The following is a 23,585-nucleotide window of genomic DNA, read 5'->3' on the forward strand; positions in this document are numbered from 1 at the left end:
TAGCGGTTGGCATTGGTAAGGAATGGCAAGATGGATCTCGAAAAAGCCCGATTCAACATGATCGAACAGCAAATCCGCCCGTGGGACGTGCTGGACCAGGAAATCCTGGACCTGCTGGCGGTGGTCAAGCGGGAGCAGTTCGTCCCGGCCGCGTACGCCTCGCTGGCGTTCGTCGACATGGAGATTCCGCTGCCCGCCGGGCAGAACATGCTGGCACCGCGCGTGGAAGCCCGCATCCTGCAGGACCTGGCGGTGCGCAAGCATGAGAACGTGCTGGAAATCGGCGCCGGCTCCGGCTACATGGCCGCCCTGCTGGCCAACCGCGCGCGCCACGTGCTGACCGTGGACATCGTGCCCGCGCTGGTCGAGCTGGCCCGCACCAACCTGGCCAACGCCGGCATCACCAACGTCGACGTGGCCGAAGGCAACGCCGCCGACGGCTGGAGCGCCGCCGCGCCCTACGACGTGATCTGCATCTCGGGCTCGCTGCCGGCGATTCCGCAGTCGATCCTGTCGCAGGTCAAGGTGGGCGGCCGAATCGCCGCCTTCATCGGCGAGCTGCCGGTGATGGAAGCGCGCCTGGTCACGCGCGTGTCCGAGACCGAATACCAGGTCGTCAACCTGTTCGAAACCGCGGTCAAGCCCCTGCAGGGCGCGGCCCGGCCGTCGCAATTCCAGTTCTGAGGACGGACACACCATGCAGGTCATCAAAGCGGCCGAACTGGCCCAGTGGCTGGCCGACGCCAGCCGCGCCAAACCGGTCCTGCTCGACGTGCGTGAAGGCTGGGAGGTGCAGACCTGCGCCATGCCCGGCATCACCCACATCCCGATGCGGGACATCCCCGCGCGCGCGGCCGAACTGGACGAAGACGCCGACATCGTCTGCATCTGCCACCACGGCGCACGCAGCATGCAGGTGGCGGCCTACCTGGAGCGCCAGGGCTACGCCAGGGTCTACAACCTGACCGGCGGCGTCGACGCCTGGGCCAGCGATGTCGATCCGGCCATGCCGAAGTACTGAAGCGGCAGTCCAGCACAGCAACACCAAGAAGAATCGACTGTAGCCGCGGCCCGCGCCCCGGCAACCTGGAGCTTTCATGACGTTTGCGCCCAACGCCCTGCCCGGAGTGATCCGGACACGCCTGGCGATCGCGGTTTCCCTGCTTGCCCCGCTGCTGGCCATGATGCCGGCGGCACCGGCAAGCGCGGCCGACCTGCTGCAGGTCTATCGCGATGCGCAAGCCAATGACGCGCAGTTTGCGGGTGCGCGTTCGCAGCTGCTGGCCACGCGCGAGAAGCTGCCCCAGGGCCGCGCCGGGCTGCTGCCGCAGGTGGTCGGCACCGCGGGCGTCAACCGCACCAAGCTCGACCAGACCGCCTCCTTGCCGATCGGCGGCTCGCCCAGCGCCTCCGGCACGCGTTTCTTCAACAACAACAACTGGCAGCTGCAGCTGAGCCAGCCGCTGTTCCGCTGGGACCGCTGGGAAACCTACAAGCAGGGCGAGCTGGCATCGCTGGCGGGCGAAGTCAGCTTCCACCAGGCCGAGCTCGACCTGATCACGCGCAGCGCGCAGGCCTACTTCGACGTGCTGGCGGCGCAGGACAACCTCTACCTGGCGCGCGCGCAGAAGAAGGCCATCTCCGAGCAGCTGGAGCAGGCCAAGCGCAATTTCGAAGTCGGCACCGCCACCATCACCGACACCAACGACGCCCAGGCCCGCTACGACCTGGCCACCTCGACCGAGATCGCCTCGCAGAGCGACCTGGAGATCAAGCGCGCCACGCTGCAGCAGATCACCGGCAAGCCGGTCGACGAAGTGCTGGGCCTGCGCCGCGAGGCGCCCATCCCCGGCCCGCAGCCGCCCGACGTCAACGCCTGGGCCGCGCAGGCAGAGACCAGCAACCTGCAGGTGAACCTGGCCAGCTATAACCTGGAAACCGCCCAGCGCGAGACCAACAAGGCCAAGGCCGGCCACCTGCCCTCGGTCGACCTGGTGGCCTCATACGGCTTCACCAACCAGACCGGCAGCGCCACGCAGGCCATCTCCACCCATTACAACGCCTCGCAGATCGGCGTGCAGCTGACCATGCCGATCTTCGCCGGCGGCCAGGTCCAGTCGCGCGTGCGCGAGACCCTGGCCCTGGCCGACAAGGCCGCCAGCGACCTGGAATTCGCGCGCCGCACCGCCGCGCAGACGGCCCGGCAGACCTACTCCGGCGTGTCCAACGGCCTGGCCCAGGTCAAGGCCCTGGAAGCCGCCGAACGCTCGGCCACCAGCGCGGTGGAATCCAACCAGCTCGGCTATGAAGTGGGCGTGCGCATCAATATCGACGTGCTGAACGCCGAAGCGCAACTGTTCTCCACCCGGCGCGACCTGGCCAAGGCCCGCTACGACACCATCATGAACGGCCTGAGGCTGAAGGCCTCCACCGGCGTGCTGCAGGAAGCCGACGTGGTGCAGATCAACACCTTGCTGACGTCGTCGCCGGGCGCGCTGTACAAGCTGCCCGCGCCGGCACAGGCCGGCGCCAGGGCCCCGGCAACCCCGCGCGCCTCGGTCGAGCGCCGCGGCACGCGGCGCGAAGCCACGCCCGCGGGCGCACCGCGCACCTGATCCTCCGGAGAACGCCGCAACGCAAATGGGCCGCAATTGCGGCCCATTTGCATGAACGGCGTCGCGCCCTACTTCGCCCGCGTACGCGACTCCACCTTCAGCAGCTGCCAGCGGATCGACGACGCATCCGCCGGCGGGTTCGGCACCTGGTACTCACGCACGCGCAGCTTGTAGGCCACGCCCGGCTCAAAGTCCAGCCCCTCGATCGGGCCATACCAGAGCTGCCACGGCGCCTCCGGCGATTCGCGCCAGCGGTAGCACGTCATCTTGCCCACGCCCGAGCACTCCACGCGCTGCGAATCGATATAGACCACCCTTTCCACGCCGCCGGCCTCCACGCTCGCACCGCGCTTGCCCAGGCCTTCGCGCTCGACAAACTGCAGCAGGTCGCCGCTGGCAGTCTTCCAGATGATCTGCCGGCCCGTGCTGCCCGCCGAAGGCTGCGTGCCGACCGTGGCAAACGGCGTCTGCATCGCCTTGAGCAACGCCGATTCCAGTTCCATGCGCGGCGGCGGGCAAGCCATGCGCGTGCCGGCGATGCGGTCGAAGCGGATGCCGGTATCGGTCTTGCCATAGCTGCCGGCAAAGCGGTTGCAGCCACTGGTGCCGCTGACCGTGCCCTGCGCGGCATCGATGCCCTCATTGAACTCAAAAATGATGGGCTGGCCGTTGTCGCCGTGCGGGATATCGCGCAGCGCGCCGTCGGGCTGCTGCCAGCGCACCAGTTCCCAGCGGCTGGGGCCGGAGGGTTGCGTCTGGTTGAGGTTGGTGCCGGCGGAGGGGAGGTCCGGTGCCGTCGCGGTCGTGCAGGCCCCGAGCATGGCTGCCACCAGCAAAGCGGCCGCGCCGCGGGCAGGCAGAGCAAAGGGAAGCAGGCAGGTACGGCTGTGCATGAAGAGCTCCTGTGATAAGCCGCGTAAGAACGGCCGCACGGCTTGTGCAGTCGGCAGGTATGCCATCGCGAATGCCGAACGGTGCACCCTGCTGCAGCCGTTAGTTTAGCAAGCGACCTGCGCTCCGTCGCCATTAAAGTAATCAATAAAGCACATACATCCTGTAACGCGCCCGCCACGCCAGGCGGCTAGGATGCGGGAGATTCAGAAATACCACCACGGCCATCCGATATAATCGCCCCGCCTGGCGCAGCAATGTGACCGAAGGGCTCCGCCGCTCAAAAGGCCGTGATAACAATGATGGATGGAACGGCACACCCCCGGGTGAACAAACCCTTCCATCGGAATGCTCCTCCATGCACTTGATGATGAGATTGCAGAGATCCCAATCTCACGGGATCGAAAAAACCTTCTACCTGGCCGCCTGCGCCGTCCTGGCGGCGTTCCCCGCGCTGATGTTTGTCAAGCCGACGCTCAGCAATATCTGCTACGGACTCCTGCTCGGCTGGAGCGCCTGCACTCTCGTTGCCGGCGGGCGTGCGGGCTTGGCGGAATGTGGTGCGCTGCTGCGCCGATACTGGCTGTTCATGCTGGCCATGGCGGCGCTGCCGCTTGCGGTGCTGCTGCAGCAACTGCTGGCGGGGGCAGAGGAGCTGCATGTTTCTTACCTGTACCTGCGCTTTGCTTTGTTCATTCCGTTGGTTTTTGGGATGGTACGGCTTGGCAGGGGTGGGATGCGGAGTGTTCAGTGGGGTTTCGTGGCCTGCGCACTGCTTTCCGCCGTCTGGATTCACGAGGCGGCAGCTGCCGGTCGCCCGGATCACGTAGGGTTCTCCAATATCATTCCCCTTAGCAATCTTTCCATGCTGATGGGGATACTCGCCCTGATTTCAATTGGATGGGATCGCCCCAGAGACTATCTGCAATCGGGCCTGAAGCTGCTGGCCGGCTTTGCCGGCCTGTACGCCTCATACACCAGCGGCACGCGTGGCGGCTGGCTCGCCATCCCCGTGCTTGCGCTGATTGCGTTGGCAGCATCACGCAGATTGACCCGCTTGCACAAGGCCGCTGCACTGGCCGGACTGGTTGGTCTCATGGTCCTCACGTGGTTCGGCAGCACCTGGGTGCAGCAGCGCACGACACAGGTTGTATCCGAACTGTCTCAATTTGATCACCATGTAACACCGGACACGTCGATCGGGATACGGCTACAGCTGTGGAGAGCCTCACTGGAACTGATACAGGCTCACCCCTGGACCGGCGTGGGGCCGGAGAACTTCGAGCAGACCCTGGAAGCGCTTGCGGCGCAGCATGTGATCTCCCCGCTGGCTGGTACCATGCCGCATTCACACAATGAACTCCTGCATGCTACGGCCACGCTCGGCATCCCGGGTCTACTGGCAATCCTTGCCCTGTATCTGGTACCGGCCGCCTTCTTCCTGCGCCACCTTGGCAATGCAGACCGGGGCACGCAGGTTGCCAGCGCCATGGGCCTGGCCCTGTGCTGCGGCTTCATGGTGTTCGGCCTGACCGAGGTCATGTTCGGCACGACCCTGGTCAATGCCTTCTACAGCCTGATCATGGCCGTGTGCTTCGCCTACGTGGTTGCGCGCAAGGACGCTTTGCCCGCGCGGGCGGCCAGTTGAGCCAGGACTCACGACGCCACATCGGCTTCCTGACCGGTACATTGAATGCGATGGCCGGCGCGGAACGGATGACCGCAACCATCGCCAATGCGATGGCCGAGCTTGGCCATCATGTCACCATCCTTAGCCTCTGGGACGCTGCCAGCCAGTTTCCGTTGCATCCACGCGTGCGCCATGAAGCGCTGTACGCGCAACGACCCTCCTTCAAACGCGCCTACTTCGCCACGGTCGCCGGCATCCGCAGGCACTGCACCGCGCATCGCATCGATGTGCTGGTACAGGTCGACACCATGCTCGAGCTCTTCGTGCTGCCTGCCACCCTTGGCCTGGGCCTGCACCGTATCGCGTGGGAGCATTGCCATTTCGACGAGGATCTTGGCAAGCCGGCGCGCAAGGTGGCACGGCGACTGGCCGCGCAGTTCTGCCGGCAGGTAGTCGTTCTGACAGAGCGGGACCGCCGCCGCTGGCTTGAGGCTCTGCGACCGCGCAGCGAAGTCGTCTGCCTGCCGAATCCGCTGCCATTTCCGATGCCGGCCGAACCCGCGCCACGCATGCAGAAGACCGTGCTGGCCATGGGCCGGCTGGTTCCGGCGAAAGGCTTCGATGTCTTGCTGCGCGCCTGGCAGAAGGTGGCGGAAGCGGAACCGGAATGGCAACTGGTCATCCACGGCGAAGGCGAAGAGCGCCCTGCCCTCACTGCACTGATCGGCCAGCTGCAAATGGAAGACCGGGCCAGCCTGCCGGGTATCTGCCAGGATCCGGCGCAGGCCTACGGGCGTGCATCGGTCTTCTGCCTGAGTTCGCGCTATGAGGGATTCGGGCTGGTGCTGATCGAAGCGATGGCTTTTGGCCTGCCGATCGTATCGACCGATTGCGAGACCGGCCCCCGCGAACTGCTCACCCCGGGGCAGGATGCGCTGGTGGTTGCCGCGGATGATGCCGATGCGCTGGCCAAGGCGCTGCTGACGGTGATCCGCCAACCGGAACTGGCGAGCCGCCTTGGCGCCGGTGGCCGCCACAAGGCAAGCCATTTCACGCTGGAGCGGCTTGCCCTGCAGTGGGATGCCCTGGTCAGGGCACCAGGATAAGCACCGGATCAGCCTTCCAGCGCCGGGGCCAGCGCAGCGAGGGTGCGCACGGTGGCGCCCCGATGCAGGCCCGCAAAGGTCTGCGCATGCGCGCGCATATCCGCCAGCCGGGCTGGATCGGCCAGCACGCTTGCCGCGGTGCGCATCAGCGCATCGGCATTGTCGACGCGCAGGCAAGCACCCGCGGCAATCGCGTCTTCCGTCGCCTGCGCAAAGTTGAAGGTATGCGGACCGACCAGCACCGGCGTGCCGACCGCGCAGGCCTCGATCAGGTTCTGCCCCCCGAGCGGCAACAGGCTGCCACCGATAAAGGCGAGATCCGACGCAGCAAAGTACATCGCCATCTCCCCCATCGAATCGCCCAGCACGATATCGGCAGTCAGCGGCGACTGGATGCCGTCAAGATCCAGTGCACTGCGGCGCTCGACCGAGAACCCCGCACGCGCCGCCATTGCGGCGACTTCATCGAAGCGCTGCGGGTGACGGGGGATCAGCAGCAAAGCGGGACGCGGGACATCGCCCGCCAGTGATTGCCAGCGGGAGAAGGCATCGAGCAACATCGGCTCCTCTCCCTCGCGCGTGCTGGCGGCGGCCAGCACCGCACGCGTGCCAAAGACCTTGCGCAACTGCTCGCCCAGCGCAACGCCTGCCGGCGCCGGCTGCATATCGAACTTCAGGTTGCCGGTGATCCGCACCGCCGGCACACCCAACGCCTGAAAGCGCTCGGCATCACCCGCCGTCTGCGCCAGCACGCCCGCAAAATCCCCATACATGACCGCCGCCGCGCGCCCGAACCGCGCCGTGCGCCGGAAGCTGCGCGGCGACAGGCGCGCATTGACCAGGAACAGCGGCACCCCGGCCTTGCGCGCGCCGCGCACCAGGTTGGGCCACACCTCCGTCTCCATCAGCATGCCCGCCTGCGGCCGGAAATACCGCATGAAACACCCCACCAGCCACGGCAGGTCATACGGCAGGTAGCACTGCAGGATGCGCGGCTCCTTGCCGAACAGCTGCGCACCGGTCTGGCGGCCGGTGGGCGTCATATGCGTCAGCAGCAGACGGTGGTGCGGATAGGCGCCGAGCAGCGCGTCGATCAGCGGTTGCGCCGCGCGGGTCTCACCTACTGACACGGCGTGGACCCATAGCCACGGACCTTTCCGGGGCAGGCTGCCGTAGACACCCAGGCGTTCGCCGACGTGCTGCACATAGCCCGGCTCCTTGCGTGCACGCCAGGCCAGGCGCAGCAACGCCAGCGGCAGCACCACCACCCACAACATGCTATAGAGCAAACGCAGCATCAGGCAGCCACTCCGCGCACGCGGCAAGCCGCGTCGTAGACCTCATCGACCGACGGCACCACGCCATCGTCACCGACATTGGCGATGCGCCCGGACCAGTAGCCCTCAGTTTTCCAGCGCCACGTGGCCGTATAGATCTCTACCGTCGGCCGGCACAACGCCGCAGCGATATGGACCAGGCCCGTATCGACCCCGATCACCACCTCGGCCCGGTTGATCAGCCCGAATCCCTGCATCACCGAGAAACGCGGCAGCACCTGCGCCTGCGGCACGCCGGCGGCGATTTCTTCGGCGGCCTGGCGCTCCTTGTCGTTGCCCCACGGCAGCAGCATGGCCAGGCCCTCGGCACGCAGCCGGTTGCCCAGCGCGTGCCAGTTCTGCACCGCCCACTTCTTGCGCGCGCCGGCCGTCGCATGGAAGCACACGGCATAGCGCGCGGGCAGGTCCGCCCACAACGGATCGTCGACATGCAAGGACTGCGCCGCCGGCCCGAAGAACTGCGGCGGCTCCGCCGGCGCCATCCCAGTCAGCGCCGCGCCCAGCAAGCGCGAGCGGCGCACCGAATGGGTCTGGCGCGGAACGCGCACCGGGTCGGTGTACAACAGCCGTGCCGCCGGCTCATAGCCCGAGCCCTGCGTGGCATTGCCCAGCCCGATGATCGGCGCACGCGGCGCGCGCGTGGCCACGCGCGCGACCACCGCGGTCTTGAGCAGGCCCTGGCTCTCGATCACGGCGTCGTAGCGTTCGTTGCGCAGCGCATCGCGCACCGCGCCAATCTCGCGCCAGGTGCCGCCCTGCAGGATGCGCTTGCGCCAGCGCCGCAGCGCGAACGGGATCACGCGGCGCACATCCGGCAACAGGCGCACCAGTTCGACGTAGCCCTCTTCCACCACCCAGTCGATCTCGGCGTCCGGCCAGCGCAGGCGCAGGTCGTGCACCAGCGGCATGTTGTGGACCACGTCGCCCAGCGACGACACCTTGACCAGCAGGATGCGCGGCCGCTCCGGCAGCGGGAACGGCGCCGCCGCCGGCATGGGCTGCACCACCCCGGACGCGTCCGGCGATGCCTGTGGCACCGCCGGACGCTCAGAACGGGAGCTGAGCATCCGGCTTCTCGGCCAGGATCACGCGCTTGAACTCCGCCTGGATGCGCGCAAGCGCCGCGTCGTTGTCCGCCTCGAAACGCATCACCACCACCGGGGTGGTGTTGGACGGGCGCGCCAGGCCGAAGCCATCGGCATACTCCACGCGCACGCCATCGATGGTGATCACCTCACGCGCCCCTTCGAACTTCGCGTTCGCCTTGATCTGGTCCAGCAGCGTGAACGGCTCGCCCTCGGCACACTTGATCTGCAGCTCCGGCGTGTTGTTCGCGTTCGGCAGCGCGTTCAGCACCGCGCTCGGATCGGCATGGCGCGACAGGATCTCCAGCAGGCGCGCGCCCGTGTACAGGCCATCGTCAAAGCCGTACCAGCGGTCCTTGAAAAACACGTGACCGCTCATCTCGCCTGCGATCGGCGCGCCGGTTTCCTTCAGCTTGGCCTTCACCAGCGAATGGCCGGTCTTCCACATCAGCGGCTCGCCGCCGTGCTGGCGGATCCACGGCGCCAGCTTGCCCGTGCACTTGACGTCGTAGATCACCTGCGCGCCCGGATTGCGCGACAGGATCTCCTCGGCAAACAGCATCAGCTGGCGGTCCGGGAAAATCACCTGCCCGTCCTTGGTCACCACGCCCAGCCGGTCGCCGTCGCCATCGAAGGCAAGGCCCAGCTCGCAGTCGGTCTCGCGCAGGCACTTCATCAGGTCCTGCAGGTTCTCCACATGCGCGGGATCGGGGTGGTGGTTGGGGAAGTTGCCGTCGACGTCGCAGAACAGCTCCGTCACCTCGCAGCCCAGGCCGCGGAACAGGTCGCCGACGAAGGCGCCGGCCACGCCGTTGCCGGCATCCAGCGCGATCTTCATCGGGCGGGCCAGCTTGACGTCGCCGATGATGCGGTCGAGGTACTTCTGGCGCACATCGACTTGCTTGTAGGTGCCGCTGCCGCTCGCGAAATCGCCGGCGTCGATGCGCTTGCGCAGCGCCTGGATCTGCTCGCCGTAGATCGCATGGCCGGCCAGGACCATCTTGAAGCCGTTGTAGTCGGGCGGATTGTGGCTGCCGGTGACCATGATGCCGGAGGTGGCGCGCACGCCGTCGATCTCGATATTGGCGGCGAAGTACACCATCGGGGTGGCGACCAGGCCGATGTCGATCACGTCCAGGCCGGCGGCGCGCAGGCCCTCTACCAGGCCGGCGATCAGGTCGGGGCCGGAGAGGCGGCCGTCGCGGCCTACTACGACGGTTTTCTCGCCGAGTTCTGCAGCGGCCGAACCGAACGACAGGCCAATCAGGCGTGCGACGTCGCGGGTGAGCGTTTTGCCCACAATGCCGCGGATGTCATAGGCTTTGAAGATGGAGGGTTCGATTTGCATATGGCTTCCTGTCAGTCTGTAGGGCGCGACGCACATTGCCAAGGCATGGACGACGACACCAGATCGGGCTCTTGGAACGAATCAAAGGGGCTATTTTGCCGGATTGCGCGACTGGCGGGCGGTATAATCGCCGCAATATACCGGACGGGCGCAATTTTCAGCGTCTGTCCTACACCCGAGGCTACACTTTACCGCCCGCCAGGCGCGCCGCCTTTCGCCATCCGGTCACGTCGGTTCCGGCAGCGATTGCCCGACATCCAGAAGCTGCCATAACTTGCCGGCACTTTCCGCCCAAGTGGCGGTTGCGACCTAGCTAATTTCGTACGCACACTTGACGTCCGCCGCACAGACCTCGCCGCGCCTGCGCATCGCTTATCTGATCACCAACTCGGAGATCGGCGGGGCGCAATCGCATGTCGGTGACCTGCTGCAGTCAATGCAGGGCCGCGCCGAAACCGTCTTGCTGGCGGGCGGCGAGGGGCCGCTGTTCGATATCGCCACCCGTACCGGGGCGAAAATCATGCGGCTTTCCCGGCTCGACAACGCCCTTTCTCCCTGGCGCGCCGTTACCGCCTTGCGCGAGCTTGTGCAAGCGCTGAAGACGGCGGCCCCTGACCTGATCCATGCGCACAGCGCCAAGGCAGGCGCGCTTGGCCGCATCGCCGGCTTCCTGCTGAGAATCCCCGTGGTCTACACGGTGCACGGTTTTGCCTTCAAGCCCGAATCGCCATGGCGCCAGCGTCTGGCCGCGCGCGTGGCGGAGTGGCTGCTGGCGCCGCTGGCGTCGCGCGTGATCTGCGTTGCCGAGTCCGAGCGCCGGCTGGCCCGGTCACTGCCGGTTCCCGCCGATCGTATCGCGGTGATTGCCAATGGCATTTCGGACACCGATCATCGCGCGGCGCCGCAAGCGCCGCTGCGCAGGATAGTGATGGTGGCGCGCTTTGCCGCGCCAAAGCGACCCGACGCGGTCATCCGCGCGTTTGCGCGCGCGAATCTCCACGATTGCGAACTGGTGCTGGCAGGCGACGGCCCGCAGCGCAAAGCCATGGCGCAGCTCGCACAACAGCTCGCGCCCGGGCGCATACGTTTTCCGGGCAATGTAGCGGACATTGCCGCCCTGCTGGCGTCCGCGCAGGCCTTTGTGCTGGCCTCGGACCATGAGGGCTTGCCGCTGTCGGTGCTCGAAGCCATGCGGGCCGGACTCGCCGTGATCGCGTCGGACCTGCCTGGCATCCGCGAACAGATCGGGCACAACAAGCAAGGGCTGCTGGTCGACCACAATGACGAGCCCGGGTTTTCTGCAGCGCTGAAACGCCTTGCCTCGGACGCTACGCTGCGCGGCGCGCTCGGCAGTGCCGCGCGCCTGCGTTGGGAGCAACACTATGTGCTGGAACGGATGACCGAATCGACCTGGTCCGTCTATCGCGATGCACTGGCGCGCACGCCTCGCGCCGCCCGGGTGCTGACATGATGAACACAAAATCCGACAGCCTGCGCCGCCACGCCCTGTGCCGCCACATCGGCGGCTCCGAGACAGTGCGCCGGGTGAGCCGGATGCTGACCTGGGCAGTGCTCGGCCTGGCGTTATTCGCGATCAGCGCGGTATTCGCCGAGATGGCCCATCGTGCGGGCTTTGTCACCTACGTGTTCACGCGCACGTTGCTGTGGTCCGTGGTGCCGTACCTGTTCGCGTTCATGCTGCTCAACCGCTCGCTGCACTTGCCGGCGATGGAAGGCAACAGCCTGGCGGGGCTGGCGGTCACGCTGCCCTTCTGCGGACTGCTTTTTGCCTTTGCCGCGTTCCACATCGAGTATTCACGAGGCGCCCTGCTGCTGGCATATATCATTACGCTGACCTGGATCTGGTCCGGTTACCGCCGCTTTGTGCAGAACTACGTGCCATTGTTCGGATATACCGATCCGCACACCTTGACGCAGCTCGAAGCCATACTCGCCATGCCCGGCGCCGCGCCGGCAGCCCGCATCCGCTTCGAGCCGGTTGGCTCGCTGGAGGACGCCAGGCATTTCGACGGCCTGATGGTCGAGCGCAGCGTCACCGGCGATCCGGAACGCACGCGCCTGCTCGCGCACTACAAGATGAGCCATGTGCGGATGTATTCGGTGGAGCGTGTTGGCGAAATGCTGACTGGCCGGGTCGGCCTGGCACATATCGACGAGAACTTCCTGGACGACTATGCGGCCCATTACCTGTACGGCTATCTGAAGCGTGTGGTCGACATCGTCACCGTCCTTTGCCTGGCGCCGATCGCCGTGCCCCTGGGCCTGGCCGTCGCGCTCGCGATCCGGCTGGAAACGCCTGGCGGCGCGATCTTCCGGCAGTTGCGCGTCGGTCTCTTCGGCAAACCGTTCGTGATGCTCAAATTCCGCAGCATGGGCGTGGACAGCAGGGCGCCCGCCATGTTCGCCGCACGCCGCGATCCGCGTGTCACGCGCGTTGGGCGAGTCATCCGCAAGTACCGCCTGGATGAGATCCCGCAGCTGTGGAATGTGCTGGTTGGCCACATGAGCCTGATCGGGCCCCGGCCGGAGCAGGCGCCGATGGTCGAGCAGTTCTCGGCATCCATCCCCTACTATCCTTACCGCCACCTGGTGCGGCCCGGCCTGTCCGGCTGGGCACAGGTGCAGCAAGGCTATGCGGGCAGTCATGAAGAAACCGTGACCAAGCTCAGCTATGACCTGTACTACGTCAAGCATTGCTCGTTGGCGTTGGATTTGCTGATTGCGGTGAAGACGTTGCGGACGCTAGCGACAGGGTATGGGGCGCGTTGATGGCGGCGTCTGGCGACTCATCCGCGCAGCAGCCCTTGCGCATCCTCGTCATCACCACCGGCCTGAAGCTAGGCGGGGCTGAACAGCAGATCGCAGCGCTGGCTGGTGCCTTCGTCGCGCTCGGCCACGCCGTGTCCATCATCAGCCTGACTGCTGGACAGGAGGTAGCGCTGCCGCCCGGCATCACCGTCACCGAACTGGCGATGCGCAAGACGCCGTTATCGATGCTGTCGGCGCTGCGGAAAGCGCGGCGCATCGTCAGCCAGTGGCAACCAGACGTCATCCACGCACATATGGTCCACGGCAACTTATTCGCGCGTGTGCTGGCCCGTACCGGGCATACACCGCCTGTCATCTGCTCGGCCCACAGCGCGCATGAAGGCGGCACGCTGCGCACGCTCGCATATCGGCTGACGGACCGCTGGTGTGCACTGACAACCCATGTCAGCGAGGCAGGCAGGCGGGCCATGATCGACAGCGGCGCCGTGCCGCCAGGCCGCATGGCGGTGATACCCAACGGCATCGATATCATGCGCTTCCGCCCCGACCCTGTCGCGCGCGAGCGTGCGCGCGGTGATCTTGTACTGTCGTCCGATGATGTGCTGGTGTTAAACGTTGGCCGGCTGGTACCTGAGAAAGACCAGGCGATACTTGTGGACGCGTTTCGCGATGTGGCCACGGCCCTTCCCCGGGCCAGGCTGATAATTGCCGGCGACGGCCCGTTGCGCGCTGCCCTGACCACGCGGATTGCCCAATATGGGCTTAACCACGCCGTGCTGCTCGCCGGCGCCCGTAACGACATCCCTGACCTGCTGCGCGCCGCCGACGTGTTCGTGCTGTCGTCCCGTATCGAAGGCATGCCGCTCGCGGTAGGCGAAGCGTTGGCCAGCGGCCTGCCCGTGGTCGCCACCGCCGCTGCCGGCGTGGCGGAACTGGCCGGCGGCACCGCCACACTGACGCCAGTCGGCGACGCACCTGCCCTGGCCCGGGCACTGCTTGAGGTCATCACGCAGCTGCCAGACTCGCAGGCCAAATGCGACCGCCGCCGCTCTCAGATCGTCAGCCGCTTCGACGTCGGCGCTGTGGCTCGGCAATGGCTGGTGCAGTACCAACGGTTGAAGGAAGGACACTGATGCGCCACCGAGTCGCCGGTAATCTGCTTTGGATGCTGGCCGACCGCGGCTTGCAGGTGGCTGTGGGTATCGGCGTCGTCGGCATGCTGGCACGTGCGTTGGGGACCGAGGGGTTCGCGCATTTTCAGTATGCGCAGTCGTTGGTGTTTATTGCGGCGTCGATTCCGCTAATCTGCTCGGCTGAGGTTGTGGTGCCGCGGCTGGTGGCGTCGCCGTCGGCGGAGGCTATGCACTCGCTTGTCGCCCACGCATTTGCCATACGGCTGACCGCGGGCATTGCTGGATACGGGTTGATGTGTCTGTGGCTGGTGATTACGCAGCAGCCTTCCGATACGTGGATCCCAGCGGCGACTCTTGGCACAGCGATTATGCTACGCGAGCCTTTTGGGGTGGTGATTGCTTGGATGCAGGCGCGTATGCACAATCGGCCGAATGTGGTGTTCAATCTGATTGCGCTTGCGGCGAAGGCTGGGTTGATCGCTGTGTTCTTAATTACCGGCGTAGACCTGCTGCCAGCGTACGCCACGGCATTTGCTATCGAGCCGTTAGTCGCTGCGGGGCTGCTGGCTTGGTATTACTTGTCGCGTGCGCCTAAGGCAATCCCGGCATATGAATCGGCGCTGACGCGGGATCTGGTGCGGGATGGGGCGTTGTTTTGGGTAAGTTTTGTGATGATGGTGGCGGCGCGGCGGGCAGATCAGTTGATATTGAAGCCAGCTGTGCCATTGGCAGAGTTGGGGACTTATGCAGCAACGATGCAGGTGTTGGACAATTTCACGACCGTCGCGACCATTCTGGCGGCGGGTGTGGCGCCGATGTATGTGTTTGCGCAGAAATCCGCCGTGGCCGCGCGACGCAACGTGCTGCGTGTGACTGGGGTCATGGCTGTCATCGGACTTTCTGGCGCTGTCATACTTGCCCTGTGCGCGGACTGGGTTGTCCACCTACTTTACGGTCAGGCATTTGGGGACACCGTCATCCTGCTGCAACTCGCCGCGCTGGCGTCGACCCTTATCTTTGCTGATGTGGGCCTGAGCCTCCTGCCCGTCTACCTACGTAGGCCGCGCTGGGTGACTCTCAAATGGGCGCTCGTGCTCGCCACCACTGTTATCGTCGACACCATCGCCGTGCCGCGCCTTGGCACGCGTGGGGCCGTCCTTGGCTACGCCGTGGCTAACGCCATCGCCGTGATCTACGGTCTCATCCTAGTTCTTCGCGGCAGCAGGGCCGCGGCTACTGCGACCGCCTCGGCCTGAGTTATACCAGTCCGAACTGCTCCTGCACGGCACTAGGAGTCCGTCGGACTTGAGCCCGGGCGAATCCGAATGATCGGTGCGACGAGATTTTTGGACGGCAATCGCGCTGATCGAACGCTCTTGATGGTTGACGAGGCACTGTGATGGCACATTGGAGCGCCTTAGGGGCTCGGCTTTGGGTAGTCGAGGCGCACTTTGCTATCCAACCGCTCGCAGAACGTGCATGCGCTTGATGTTCCAGGCCATGGTCACAAGACTCCATTCGCCTTGCGCCTTGTCCAGCCCGCGCATGCTCATCTGGCGCCAACCCATTACCCGTTTGATGATGCCGAACACCGGCTCCACCGTCTGCTTGCGCAAGCTGTAGAGGGCGCGCCCGGCTTGTGTGCCCAGTCGGTGCGCCATCTGCACAACCGGGTCCGTGGTCTGGGGCTGCGGCACATCGGGGGCAAAGCGCTCCAGCACAGGGGCATGATGCGGCTCCCGCCTTAGCGCCAGCAGCGGCTCGATCCCTGCATCGTGGCACGCGATCACGTTGGCCTGACTGAAGAAGCCGTTGTCCGTGATCAGCGTGCGCACCTCGCCCAGCACCGCAGGCAACGCCGCGATCTGCTCCAGCGTGGGCACGACTTCGCGCTTGTCGTTGCACGCCTGGCTCACGTGCTGGGTGACCACCATCATCGTCTCTGTGTCTACCCCGGCTTGCGCGTTGTAGCTTTGTTCGAAGCCACCCCCCGAGACGGGCATGATGCGTGACTCTTCATCCGTGAGGTTCACCTGATCGCCATCCTTGGGCCCCGCCTCTGGTGGCTCGGGATCCTTGCCGCGCGGCTTCTTGCCAGCGTCCCGCTGAGACTTGCGCTTAGCCGTCTTGGCCTCGTACTCCTGCTGTTCGAGTTGATGACGCTCGGCGGCGCGCTGCTCGATCTTTGCCTTGGCCAGCGCCATCGCGCTCAAGCGGTCTTCGCGTCGAGCGATCTCCGCCGGCACGTCCATGCCATCCGGGATGGCTGCGCGGTCGCTGTTCTCGGCCAGCGCAAGCAGGGCCTGCACTTCCTGTCGTAACTGCGCCTCGATCTTTTGGGCATGACCCCACGACAGGGCGCGGTGCTTGCTCGCGTTCGCGTCGATCTTGGTGCCGTCCAGCGCAATGTGCCCGAGCTTGAGCAGTTTCATCTCGCGCGCCAGCACCAGCACCTGCACAAACAGCGCCTCCACCTCCTTCAGGAATCGACGCCGGAACGTCGCCAGCGTGTCGTGATCCGGGTGGGTGTTGGCTGCCACATAGCGGAAGGCCACCGAGTCGTAGGTCGCGCGTTCGAGCTTGCGGCTCGAGTGCACGCCATTGGCATAGCCGTAGATCAGCAAGCCCAGCAACACGGCGGGATGGTGCGCCGCCGAACCCCGGCCCGCGTATTGGCGTGTCAGTTCGCTCAGATCGAGCTGCTCGATGACTTCGACTACGAAGCGCGCCAAGTGATCATCGGGCAGCCATTCGTCCACTGAGGGCGGCAACAGGTACGCGGTATCTCGGTCTACGGGAACGAAGCGGCTCATCGGGTAGGTCTTTGGTTGTGCGCCAGCGATTATCTCGGACAACGTCATCTTGCGGAAGACTGCAAAGCCCGACAAACTCCTAGCGACGCTATTAAGATGGCCGAACATGACGGCCACCATCGCTAATGTGTTGGCGCCCAGTGGATAGCGCAAATACCGCGCACTGAGCACATTTAGTTGCGCAAAGGCCATAGAAGGTCGCAAAAGCCACTTGCGTTGGGAACGCCATCCGCGCAGCGGGAGTAGATTGTAAGCTACTGGTCCGCCATCCAGTATTTCTCGATCTGCTTTAGTACAGGACGGATCTTCGCACCCCCCCTAATCTCGATATTGACGGCAAGGCGATTGCCGACAGCATTGGCCGCCTCATCGAAGAGCCGCGAGCGAGCAAACGCATCGCAATTCGAGGCGTGAACTCGCCAGAGGCCTCGCCCACTGAAGCGCACCTTCTCACGATAGTTGGCAAAAAGTGATGTATAGCACTCAAAATGCGATACGAAATGTTCCTTCGGATGACATTGCCGATGCCTACTAGTAAACTTGCAGGCATTTCGTGCGCAAAGCACAGAGTTTTCACAGTTGGCCCTTACGGAAAAATTCATTTAAGGGCGGGAAACGGAATCACGTCTACCAGACCGCCGACCATCTACCATATCCTCCGTTATCGTGCAAATAATCATCCCAATGTCCGGATTCGGCGAACGCTTTCGCCGTGCCGGCTACGCAGTGCCAAAGCCGCTCATTGAGATTGACGAGAAACCAATTATCGCTCATGTCATCGACATGTTCCCAGGCGAACGTGATTTCATCTTTATCTGCAATAGCGAACATCTGGCCAATCCGGACTACCGGATGGAGGAAATTCTGCAGCAATATTGCCCGACTGGGCGAATCGTCGGCATCCCGCCGCATAAGTTAGGTCCCATTCATGCGGTCCGACAGGTCAAATCGATGATCGATCCAACGCGCCCCGTGGTGGTCAATTATTGTGATTTCACCTGTTATTGGGATTGGCAGAATTTCAAGAGATTCGTGCAGTCAACTAAATGTGCAGGGGCAATTCCGGCTTACAAAGGCTTCCATCCGCACACCCTTGGCACAACCAACTACGCTTATATGCGAACATCCCAGGGCTGGGTATTGGATATTCAGGAAAAACAGCCATACACCGACAATCGAATGGAAGAGTATGCTTCCAGCGGCACGTACTACTTCTCGAGCGGCCACCTCATGCTCGACGCCTTTCAGGCGACGATGGAGTGTGATCTCAACGTTGGCGGTGAGTACTACGTCAGCCTCGCCTACAAGCCGCTTTTCAAGGCCGGGCAGCCGGTGGCAGTCTACCCGCTGCAGCATTTCATGCAATGGGGCACACCGGAAGACGTTGCCGAATATGAAGGCTGGTCAACCGTCTTCCGCAAGCTGCTCGAGTCTGAGCAGGCCAGATCAGATGCAGGCACGGTGGTCGTTCCCATGGCCGGCCTGGGCCAGCGCTTCGCCGATCAAGGATACGCGGTTACTAAACCGTTGATTCCCGTCTCCGGCCAGCCAATGGTGCTGCAGGCAACGCACGACCTACCAGCTGCGCAACGCTACGGCTTCGTGCTGCGCGCCGATATGCCGGGCCATGAGAGCATTGCGCGCACACTTACGCATGCTTACCCGGGCGCGCATATTGAAACGATTGAAACGGTTACGGAAGGCCAGGGCTGCACCGCGCTGATCGGCATGGAAGCCACAGCTCGCGCAACCGGTTCTTTACCCGGCCCCATTACGTTCGGAGCTTGCGACAACGGCGTCCTCTACAACCAAGCCCGCCTGCGTGCATTGATCGACGACCCCGCCGTCGATGTAATCGTATGGGGTGTCCGCGGCCACGCCAATGCCGCCCGTCAGCCGCAGATGTTTGGCTGGATCGATGCGAGCGATCGCATCATTAAGCAGATCTCTGTGAAGACGGCGCTGGGTTCGCCGGCAACGGACCCCATCGTAGTCGGCACCTTCACTTTCAAGCGCCCAAGTGATTTCCGGCACGCTATGGACCGCCTCATTGCACGCAACGGCAGAATCAACGGCGAGTTCTATATCGATGCCTGTATTAATGATGCGATCGCAATCGGCTTAAAATGCCATCTGTTCGAAGTAGAGAGCTTTATATCGTGGGGCACGCCGAACGATTTGCGTATATTTGAATACTGGCAATCCTGTTTCCACAAATGGGCGGGCCATCCGTATCGGATGGAACAGGATCATCGTATCCCTGTCGCCGCGGTTACCTACCTGAGTGAAAAATATCGCCAAACCGTTCCCGAGCTGCCCTCGGCACACCAATGATTCGCCGCGAGCTTCGTATCTTCCTCATTGTCGGGTTGCTCACCGTACTGGTAGATTTTTTTTCTTACCGCGCCCTAGTGTTGCTGAATGCGCTGAATGTGGATGCCGCGAAGGCAGTCAGCTTTTTGCTCGGAACCTTGTTTGCTTATTTCGCAAACAGAGCTTGGACATTTGGGCAGCATACCCACGCGACCGGCACCTTCATCCGCTTCGCGCTACTTTATACTACAACCCTCGGCGCAAATGTGCTAGTTAATAGGATAACGCTGGGAGTAATGGGAAATATACCTGGCACATTACAAATTGCGTTTCTATTCGCGACCACGGTCTCGGCTACACTCAATTTTATCGGTATGAAATACTATGTCTTTCGCCGCAAGCCAAGCACGGAGGCGGCGTGAAATTCTCTCTCGTCATCCCGTGCTATAACGAAGCCGCCAATCTTCCATTGCTGCTGGAGCGCTGCCAGGGAGTCACAAACCAAGCGGACGCGGAGGTCATCCTGGTTGACAATGGCTCGACCGACGATAGCCCCACGGTCCTGAAAACGCGGCTGCCTGAGTTCCCCGGCTGCCGCAGCGTGCGCGTCGAGAAAAATCAGGGCTACGGCTTTGGAATTCTCAGTGGCCTGCGCGCAGCGTCCGGTGACATTCTCGGCTGGACGCATGCCGATTTGCAAACTGACCCGCAGGATTGCATCAAGGGCCTGGCACTGTTCACAGAACATGGGCCGGACATCTTTGTGAAGGGTCGCCGATATGGGCGGCCACTGTCCGACGTTGCCTTTACGGTCGGCATGAGCCTGTTCGAGACCGCCCTGCTAAGCAAGCCCATGTGGGACATCAACGCGCAGCCGACCATGTTTTCGCGCAGGTTCCTCGACACTTGGCGTGAGCCGCCAGATGATTTTTCCCTGGATCTCTACGCTTACTACCAAGCTCGCAAAATCAACCTACCGGTCTATCGTTTCCCAGTGCTTTTCGGAGAGCGAGCCCACGGCGTATCGCATTGGAACATCAATTGGGCTGCCAAGCGGAAGTTCATCCGGCGCACGGTTGATTTCAGCCTGCAACTGAGGAGAACATTGAAGCCATGAACCTGATCGCACATCGCCGCAACACGATTGCCGAGTTGGACAGCACGCCGACAAAGTACGGCATTGAGGTGGATATCCGGAGCAGCCAGGATCAATTGATTATTCACCATGACCCTTTCGTCGCAGGTGAGCGTTTTGAAGCGTGGCTGGATCACTATCGCCATGGCACCCTCATTCTCAACGTCAAGGAAGAGGGGCTTGAAGCTCGACTGATCGCGCTGATGACAGCCCGCGGCATCGAGGATTACTTTTTCCTCGACCAGTCTTTCCCTTTTCTGGTCAAGTGGTCTGGCAAGGGAGAACGCCGCTGCGCAGTGCGCGTTTCCGAGTTCGAAAGCATTGAAACCGCACTCTCGCTGGCCGGACGCGTGGACTGGGTCTGGGTCGACTGCTTCACGCGCTTTCCGCTTGACGAATTGCAGGCTCGCCGCTTGCAAGACGCCGGCATGAAGCTATGCCTGGTCTCGCCCGAGCTGCAGGGCCGCGATCCGGTCAGCGAAATCCCCGCAGTAGCGGCCCTGCTCCGCAGCCGCAATATCTGCGCCTCTGCCATCTGTACCAAGCAACCAACATTGTGGGAACAAGCTTTGTGCGCATGAGGAAACTTCTTCACCACCCATTATTTCTCAGCGGCCTTGCAATTCGTATCCTGATAGTCGCCATAGTCCTGCCGCAGGCGGCCATGCATTGGTATGTCCCGTTCATGGACGTCACCACCGGGCGGTTTTCGCTTGACCCGTGGGGAGCCTTCCTCGCCTCCGGAGGTACGCCGGCGGCTTTTCCCTACGGCTATGTCATGTGGCTCGTCTTCGCGCCTCTCACGCTGCTCAGCAAGTGGATCGGTACGCCACTCTACTTCGGCTATGGCCTCACCCTGGTAGCAGTGGACATCGGTCTGCTGCTCGTGCTGAACGCGTTGATCTCCGGACGCGAGCGCTTGCTCCTTTGCGCATACTGGCTCTCGCCGATCGTGTTGCTTGCCACCTACTGGCTTGGCCTCAACGATCTGGTTCCGGTGATGCTGCTGAGCTTGGCCCTGTTCTATACGCGCAGGTATCGCCTGACCCAGGCCGGCGTGCTCTGCGGTGCGGCGGTCTCAGCCAAGCTAAGCATGGTGCTGGCCTTGCCGTTCTTCCTGATCTACCTGTTCCGCAACCGCGCCCTTCGACACCTGCTTCCGACGTATCTGAAAGGCCTGATCGGCGCCGCGCTGGTGTTCAGTGTTCCATTTGCGTTGTCGCAGGCCGGAACATACATGCTGTTCAGTAATCCTGAGATGGGCAAGGTCTATCAGTTTGCAGTGCGTATCGGCGAGAATTTTCACGTCTACGTGCTTCCGATGGCCTATTTGCTGATGCTCTATGCAGCATGGCGCGTAAGGCGCATCAGCTTTGATTTGCTCAACGTGCTGCTGGGGATGGCCTTCTTTCTCGTCGTGCTGCTGACGCCGGCTTCGCCTGGCTGGTTCGTTTGGATCATGCCGTTACTGATTTATTATCAGGCAATGAGCGACAAGGTTGCGATTGGGCTTGCCACAACGTTTTCCTGTCTCTACGTCGTGGCCAGCCTGCTTACTAGTCCGCAGCCATTGTTGGCTGACCGCAAAGCTGTCGATGCCTTGACCCAGCAATTTGCGCTGCAACTGGGCTCCACGGGCATTGCGCTGCTGCAGACCACGCTAATGACAGTGGGGATCCTACTTGCCATTCGCATCTGGCGCGAAGCCGTCCGGCATAACGATTATTTCCGGCTGAGCCGCAAACCATTCGTGGTCGGCATAGCGGGAGACTCGGGGGCGGGCAAGGACACGCTAGCCGACTCGATCGAAGCGCTGTTCGGTACGCACTCGGTGGTGCAGCTCTCCGGCGATGACTACCATCTTTGGGATCGCCAGAAGCCGATGTGGCAAGTGATGACACATCTGAACCCCATGGCCAATGACCTTGAGCGCTATGCCCAGGATCTAGTCGCACTCACCGATGGCAAATCGATTGTCACCCGTCACTATGATCACGAAACGGGTAAAATGAGCCGCCCGCACAAGCTAGGAAGCAATGACATCATTGTGGCAAGCGGCCTGCATGCGTTGTACCTGCCCATCCTCCGCAACTGCTACAACCTCAGCATTTATCTCGATATCGACGAAGGGCTGCGCCGATACTTCAAGCTGCAACGTGATGTGCACCAGCGTGGCCACAGTGTGGAAAAGGTGCTGGCATCGCTCGAAAAGCGCGAGCCCGATTCCGAGAAATTTGTACGTCCGCAGGCCGCGCATGCCGATCTCGTCATGTCGCTGCAGCCCATCCATCCCCGCATGCTGTCCGAGGCTGACCCGGCGCATCCGCCCCGCTTCAAGCTCTCGGTTCGCTCGCGCAACGGCCTCAACGAACTATCGCTTTCACGCGTGCTGGTGGGCATCTGCGGGCTGCATGTCGAGATGGGTATGAGCAACGATGCCTGCGAGGTGGAATTCACCATCGAAGGCGAAACGTCATCGGACGACATTGCGCTGGCAGCCAAGACCCTGTTCCCACGCATCCTCGAGTTCCTGGACCTCAGCCCGCAGTGGCGGGACGGCATCATGGGACTGATGCAATTGGTAACGCTTTCCCACATCAATCAAGCGCTAAACAAGCGGCTACTATGGTGAAGTTAATTAATCCGCAGCGCTTCGAGCGCCTGCCGGATGCCATCCTGTTCGACACGGACAATACGCTATATCACTACGACCCTGCCCATGAGGCAGCCATAGCAGCAGTTCGTGAAAAAGTGACCCGGACGTTCTCGATCGGTGCGGACGAGTTCGATCACGCCTTCGCGGAAGCCCGGCACCAAGTGAAAAGCCGCCTGAAGCACACGGCGAGTTCACACAGCCGCCTGCTCTACCTGCAGCGCATGCTCGAGATTATCGGCCTGGGCTCGCAAGTCATGCTAGCGCTCGATTTCGAGCAAACCTATTGGCGCACTTTTCTAAGCCACGCGGTGTTATTCGACGAAGTGAAGGAGTTGCTTGACGATCTCAGGCTGCTTGGTATTCCCACCGCCATCGTTACCGATTTGACCGCACAGATTCAGTTCCGCAAGATCGTGTACTTCGGCCTGGACCACTACTTTGATTACATCGTGACAAGTGAAGAAGCGGGCTTTGACAAACCTCATGCCGCGCCCTTCCAGATCGCCTTGGAAAAGATGCGCCCGAAAGGCGACTGCATCTGGATGATCGGAGACAATCCGATCAACGATATCAAGGGTGCACGCGAAAAGATCGGCGCCGTGACGTTGCAGAAGCTTCACGCCGGCGTCAGCCTCGGTACGGGACAGAACGGCCCCGATGCTTCATTTGCTGAATTTGGCGAGCTGCGAAGGCTGTTTGCCCGTCTGGCCGGCCGGTCGCAAACCTGAGAATT

Annotated in this window: 20 protein-coding genes; 15 read left to right on the forward strand and 5 right to left on the reverse strand. The window is 63.0% G+C overall.

All coding sequences use genetic code 11. The features are described from left to right. Window positions 1-30 precede the first annotated feature (30 nt). The 3 genes from RS901_RS01685 (at window position 31) to RS901_RS01695 (ending at window position 2,615) form a co-directional block, all read left to right on the forward strand. Window positions 31-684: a protein-L-isoaspartate O-methyltransferase gene (locus RS901_RS01685; RefSeq protein WP_316151093.1), complete on the forward strand. Its 654-nt coding sequence runs from the start codon at window positions 31-33 to the stop codon at window positions 682-684. A gap of 13 nt (window positions 685-697) precedes the next feature. After that, entirely contained in the window at window positions 698-1,021 is a 324-nt protein-coding gene (locus RS901_RS01690) for a rhodanese-like domain-containing protein (RefSeq protein WP_013957704.1), read from the forward strand. A gap of 76 nt (window positions 1,022-1,097) precedes the next feature. After that, window positions 1,098-2,615 carry a TolC family outer membrane protein gene (locus tag RS901_RS01695; protein ID WP_316151095.1) on the forward strand — a complete coding sequence of 506 codons (1,518 nt, stop codon included), beginning with the start codon at window positions 1,098-1,100 and terminating at the stop codon, window positions 2,613-2,615. 68 nt (window positions 2,616-2,683) lie between these two features. On the opposite strand, the gene RS901_RS01700 is transcribed toward RS901_RS01695, so the two are convergent. Next, window positions 2,684-3,508: an META and DUF4377 domain-containing protein gene (locus RS901_RS01700; protein WP_316151096.1), complete on the reverse strand. Its 825-nt coding sequence runs from the start codon at window positions 3,506-3,508 to the stop codon at window positions 2,684-2,686. A gap of 356 nt (window positions 3,509-3,864) precedes the next feature. Here RS901_RS01700 and RS901_RS01705 point away from each other — a divergent pair, with 356 nt between their 5' ends. Both RS901_RS01705 and RS901_RS01710 read left to right on the forward strand, forming a co-directional pair. After that, window positions 3,865-5,154, forward strand: coding sequence for an O-antigen ligase family protein (locus tag RS901_RS01705; RefSeq protein WP_316151097.1), 1,290 nt, complete (start codon window positions 3,865-3,867; stop codon window positions 5,152-5,154). After that, window positions 5,151-6,242 (forward strand): glycosyltransferase family 4 protein, encoded by a 1,092-nt coding sequence (locus RS901_RS01710; protein WP_316151098.1) that lies wholly within the window; start codon window positions 5,151-5,153, stop codon window positions 6,240-6,242. The genes RS901_RS01705 and RS901_RS01710 overlap by 4 nt, the downstream gene beginning before the upstream one ends. Before the next feature lie 8 nt (window positions 6,243-6,250). Here RS901_RS01710 and waaA read toward each other — a convergent pair whose 3' ends face one another. From waaA to RS901_RS01725, 3 genes are read right to left on the reverse strand one after another with little or no spacing between them, the layout of a single operon-like run. Next, window positions 6,251-7,540, reverse strand: a complete 1,290-nt coding sequence (gene waaA / locus RS901_RS01715; protein ID WP_316151099.1) for a lipid IV(A) 3-deoxy-D-manno-octulosonic acid transferase — start codon at window positions 7,538-7,540, stop codon at window positions 6,251-6,253. Then, window positions 7,540-8,646, reverse strand: coding sequence for a lipopolysaccharide heptosyltransferase I (waaC, locus tag RS901_RS01720; RefSeq protein ID WP_316151100.1), 1,107 nt, complete (start codon window positions 8,644-8,646; stop codon window positions 7,540-7,542). The genes waaA and waaC overlap by 1 nt, the downstream gene beginning before the upstream one ends. Next, window positions 8,627-10,012, reverse strand: a complete 1,386-nt coding sequence (locus RS901_RS01725; RefSeq protein WP_316151101.1) for a phosphomannomutase/phosphoglucomutase — start codon at window positions 10,010-10,012, stop codon at window positions 8,627-8,629. The genes waaC and RS901_RS01725 overlap by 20 nt, the downstream gene beginning before the upstream one ends. 331 nt (window positions 10,013-10,343) lie before the next feature. Here RS901_RS01725 and RS901_RS01730 point away from each other — a divergent pair, with 331 nt between their 5' ends. From RS901_RS01730 to RS901_RS01745, 4 genes are read left to right on the forward strand one after another with little or no spacing between them, the layout of a single operon-like run. Next, window positions 10,344-11,483 (forward strand): glycosyltransferase family 4 protein, encoded by a 1,140-nt coding sequence (locus tag RS901_RS01730; RefSeq protein ID WP_316151102.1) that lies wholly within the window; start codon window positions 10,344-10,346, stop codon window positions 11,481-11,483. After that, window positions 11,483-12,802: a sugar transferase gene (locus RS901_RS01735; protein WP_316153346.1), complete on the forward strand. Its 1,320-nt coding sequence runs from the start codon at window positions 11,483-11,485 to the stop codon at window positions 12,800-12,802. Before RS901_RS01730 ends, RS901_RS01735 begins: the two co-directional genes overlap by 1 nt. Then, the gene (locus RS901_RS01740; RefSeq protein ID WP_316151103.1) at window positions 12,802-13,935 is read left to right on the forward strand and encodes a glycosyltransferase; all 1,134 of its coding nucleotides are present in this window, start codon (window positions 12,802-12,804) and stop codon (window positions 13,933-13,935) included. Before RS901_RS01735 ends, RS901_RS01740 begins: the two co-directional genes overlap by 1 nt. After that, window positions 13,935-15,191 carry a lipopolysaccharide biosynthesis protein gene (locus RS901_RS01745; RefSeq protein WP_316151104.1) on the forward strand — a complete coding sequence of 419 codons (1,257 nt, stop codon included), beginning with the start codon at window positions 13,935-13,937 and terminating at the stop codon, window positions 15,189-15,191. Before RS901_RS01740 ends, RS901_RS01745 begins: the two co-directional genes overlap by 1 nt. Before the next feature lie 198 nt (window positions 15,192-15,389). On the opposite strand, the gene RS901_RS01750 is transcribed toward RS901_RS01745, so the two are convergent. Further along, complete coding sequence (locus RS901_RS01750; protein ID WP_316153348.1) at window positions 15,390-16,748, reverse strand: IS1182 family transposase; 1,359 nt, start codon at window positions 16,746-16,748, stop codon at window positions 15,390-15,392. Window positions 16,749-17,432: 684 nt separating this feature from the next. On the opposite strand from RS901_RS01750, the gene RS901_RS01755 reads away from it, so the two are divergent. Genes RS901_RS01755 through RS901_RS01780 form a run of 6 tightly spaced genes read left to right on the forward strand, consistent with a single transcriptional unit; the run spans window position 17,433 to window position 23,580 of the window. Continuing rightward, on the forward strand, window positions 17,433-19,082 hold the full coding sequence (locus tag RS901_RS01755; protein ID WP_316151105.1) for a sugar phosphate nucleotidyltransferase: 1,650 nt from the start codon (window positions 17,433-17,435) through the stop codon (window positions 19,080-19,082). Further along, window positions 19,079-19,483, forward strand: coding sequence for a GtrA family protein (locus tag RS901_RS01760; RefSeq protein WP_316151106.1), 405 nt, complete (start codon window positions 19,079-19,081; stop codon window positions 19,481-19,483). The genes RS901_RS01755 and RS901_RS01760 overlap by 4 nt, the downstream gene beginning before the upstream one ends. Next, the gene (locus RS901_RS01765; RefSeq protein WP_316151107.1) at window positions 19,480-20,178 is read left to right on the forward strand and encodes a glycosyltransferase family 2 protein; all 699 of its coding nucleotides are present in this window, start codon (window positions 19,480-19,482) and stop codon (window positions 20,176-20,178) included. Before RS901_RS01760 ends, RS901_RS01765 begins: the two co-directional genes overlap by 4 nt. Continuing rightward, the gene (locus tag RS901_RS01770; RefSeq protein ID WP_316151109.1) at window positions 20,175-20,777 is read left to right on the forward strand and encodes a phosphatidylinositol-specific phospholipase C/glycerophosphodiester phosphodiesterase family protein; all 603 of its coding nucleotides are present in this window, start codon (window positions 20,175-20,177) and stop codon (window positions 20,775-20,777) included. The genes RS901_RS01765 and RS901_RS01770 overlap by 4 nt, the downstream gene beginning before the upstream one ends. Further along, a complete protein-coding gene (locus RS901_RS01775) occupies window positions 20,774-22,828 on the forward strand; it encodes a uridine kinase (RefSeq protein WP_316151110.1) in 2,055 nt (684 codons plus the stop codon). Before RS901_RS01770 ends, RS901_RS01775 begins: the two co-directional genes overlap by 4 nt. Then, the gene (locus RS901_RS01780; RefSeq protein ID WP_316151112.1) at window positions 22,822-23,580 is read left to right on the forward strand and encodes an HAD family hydrolase; all 759 of its coding nucleotides are present in this window, start codon (window positions 22,822-22,824) and stop codon (window positions 23,578-23,580) included. Before RS901_RS01775 ends, RS901_RS01780 begins: the two co-directional genes overlap by 7 nt. Window positions 23,581-23,585: the final 5 nt, after the last annotated feature.

The organism is Cupriavidus sp. BIC8F (genome assembly GCF_032465815.1).
GTDB lineage: Bacteria > Pseudomonadota > Gammaproteobacteria > Burkholderiales > Burkholderiaceae > Cupriavidus > Cupriavidus necator.

Coding starts and splice junctions, on each gene's coding strand:
- RS901_RS01685 (WP_316151093.1), top strand. CDS start 31: ATGGATCTCGAAAAAGCCCGATTCAACATGATCGAACAGCAAATCCGC.
- RS901_RS01690 (WP_013957704.1), top strand. CDS start 698: ATGCAGGTCATCAAAGCGGCCGAACTGGCCCAGTGGCTGGCCGACGCC.
- RS901_RS01695 (WP_316151095.1), top strand. CDS start 1,098: ATGACGTTTGCGCCCAACGCCCTGCCCGGAGTGATCCGGACACGCCTG.
- RS901_RS01700 (WP_316151096.1), bottom strand. CDS start 3,508: ATGCACAGCCGTACCTGCCTGCTTCCCTTTGCTCTGCCTGCCCGCGGC.
- RS901_RS01705 (WP_316151097.1), top strand. CDS start 3,865: ATGCACTTGATGATGAGATTGCAGAGATCCCAATCTCACGGGATCGAA.
- waaA (WP_316151099.1), bottom strand. CDS start 7,540: ATGCTGCGTTTGCTCTATAGCATGTTGTGGGTGGTGGTGCTGCCGCTG.
- waaC (WP_316151100.1), bottom strand. CDS start 8,646: ATGCTCAGCTCCCGTTCTGAGCGTCCGGCGGTGCCACAGGCATCGCCG.
- RS901_RS01725 (WP_316151101.1), bottom strand. CDS start 10,012: ATGCAAATCGAACCCTCCATCTTCAAAGCCTATGACATCCGCGGCATT.
- RS901_RS01735 (WP_316153346.1), top strand. CDS start 11,483: ATGAACACAAAATCCGACAGCCTGCGCCGCCACGCCCTGTGCCGCCAC.
- RS901_RS01740 (WP_316151103.1), top strand. CDS start 12,802: ATGGCGGCGTCTGGCGACTCATCCGCGCAGCAGCCCTTGCGCATCCTC.
- RS901_RS01745 (WP_316151104.1), top strand. CDS start 13,935: ATGCGCCACCGAGTCGCCGGTAATCTGCTTTGGATGCTGGCCGACCGC.
- RS901_RS01750 (WP_316153348.1), bottom strand. CDS start 16,748: ATGAGCCGCTTCGTTCCCGTAGACCGAGATACCGCGTACCTGTTGCCG.
- RS901_RS01755 (WP_316151105.1), top strand. CDS start 17,433: ATGTCCGGATTCGGCGAACGCTTTCGCCGTGCCGGCTACGCAGTGCCA.
- RS901_RS01760 (WP_316151106.1), top strand. CDS start 19,079: ATGATTCGCCGCGAGCTTCGTATCTTCCTCATTGTCGGGTTGCTCACC.
- RS901_RS01770 (WP_316151109.1), top strand. CDS start 20,175: ATGAACCTGATCGCACATCGCCGCAACACGATTGCCGAGTTGGACAGC.
- RS901_RS01775 (WP_316151110.1), top strand. CDS start 20,774: ATGAGGAAACTTCTTCACCACCCATTATTTCTCAGCGGCCTTGCAATT.
- RS901_RS01780 (WP_316151112.1), top strand. CDS start 22,822: ATGGTGAAGTTAATTAATCCGCAGCGCTTCGAGCGCCTGCCGGATGCC.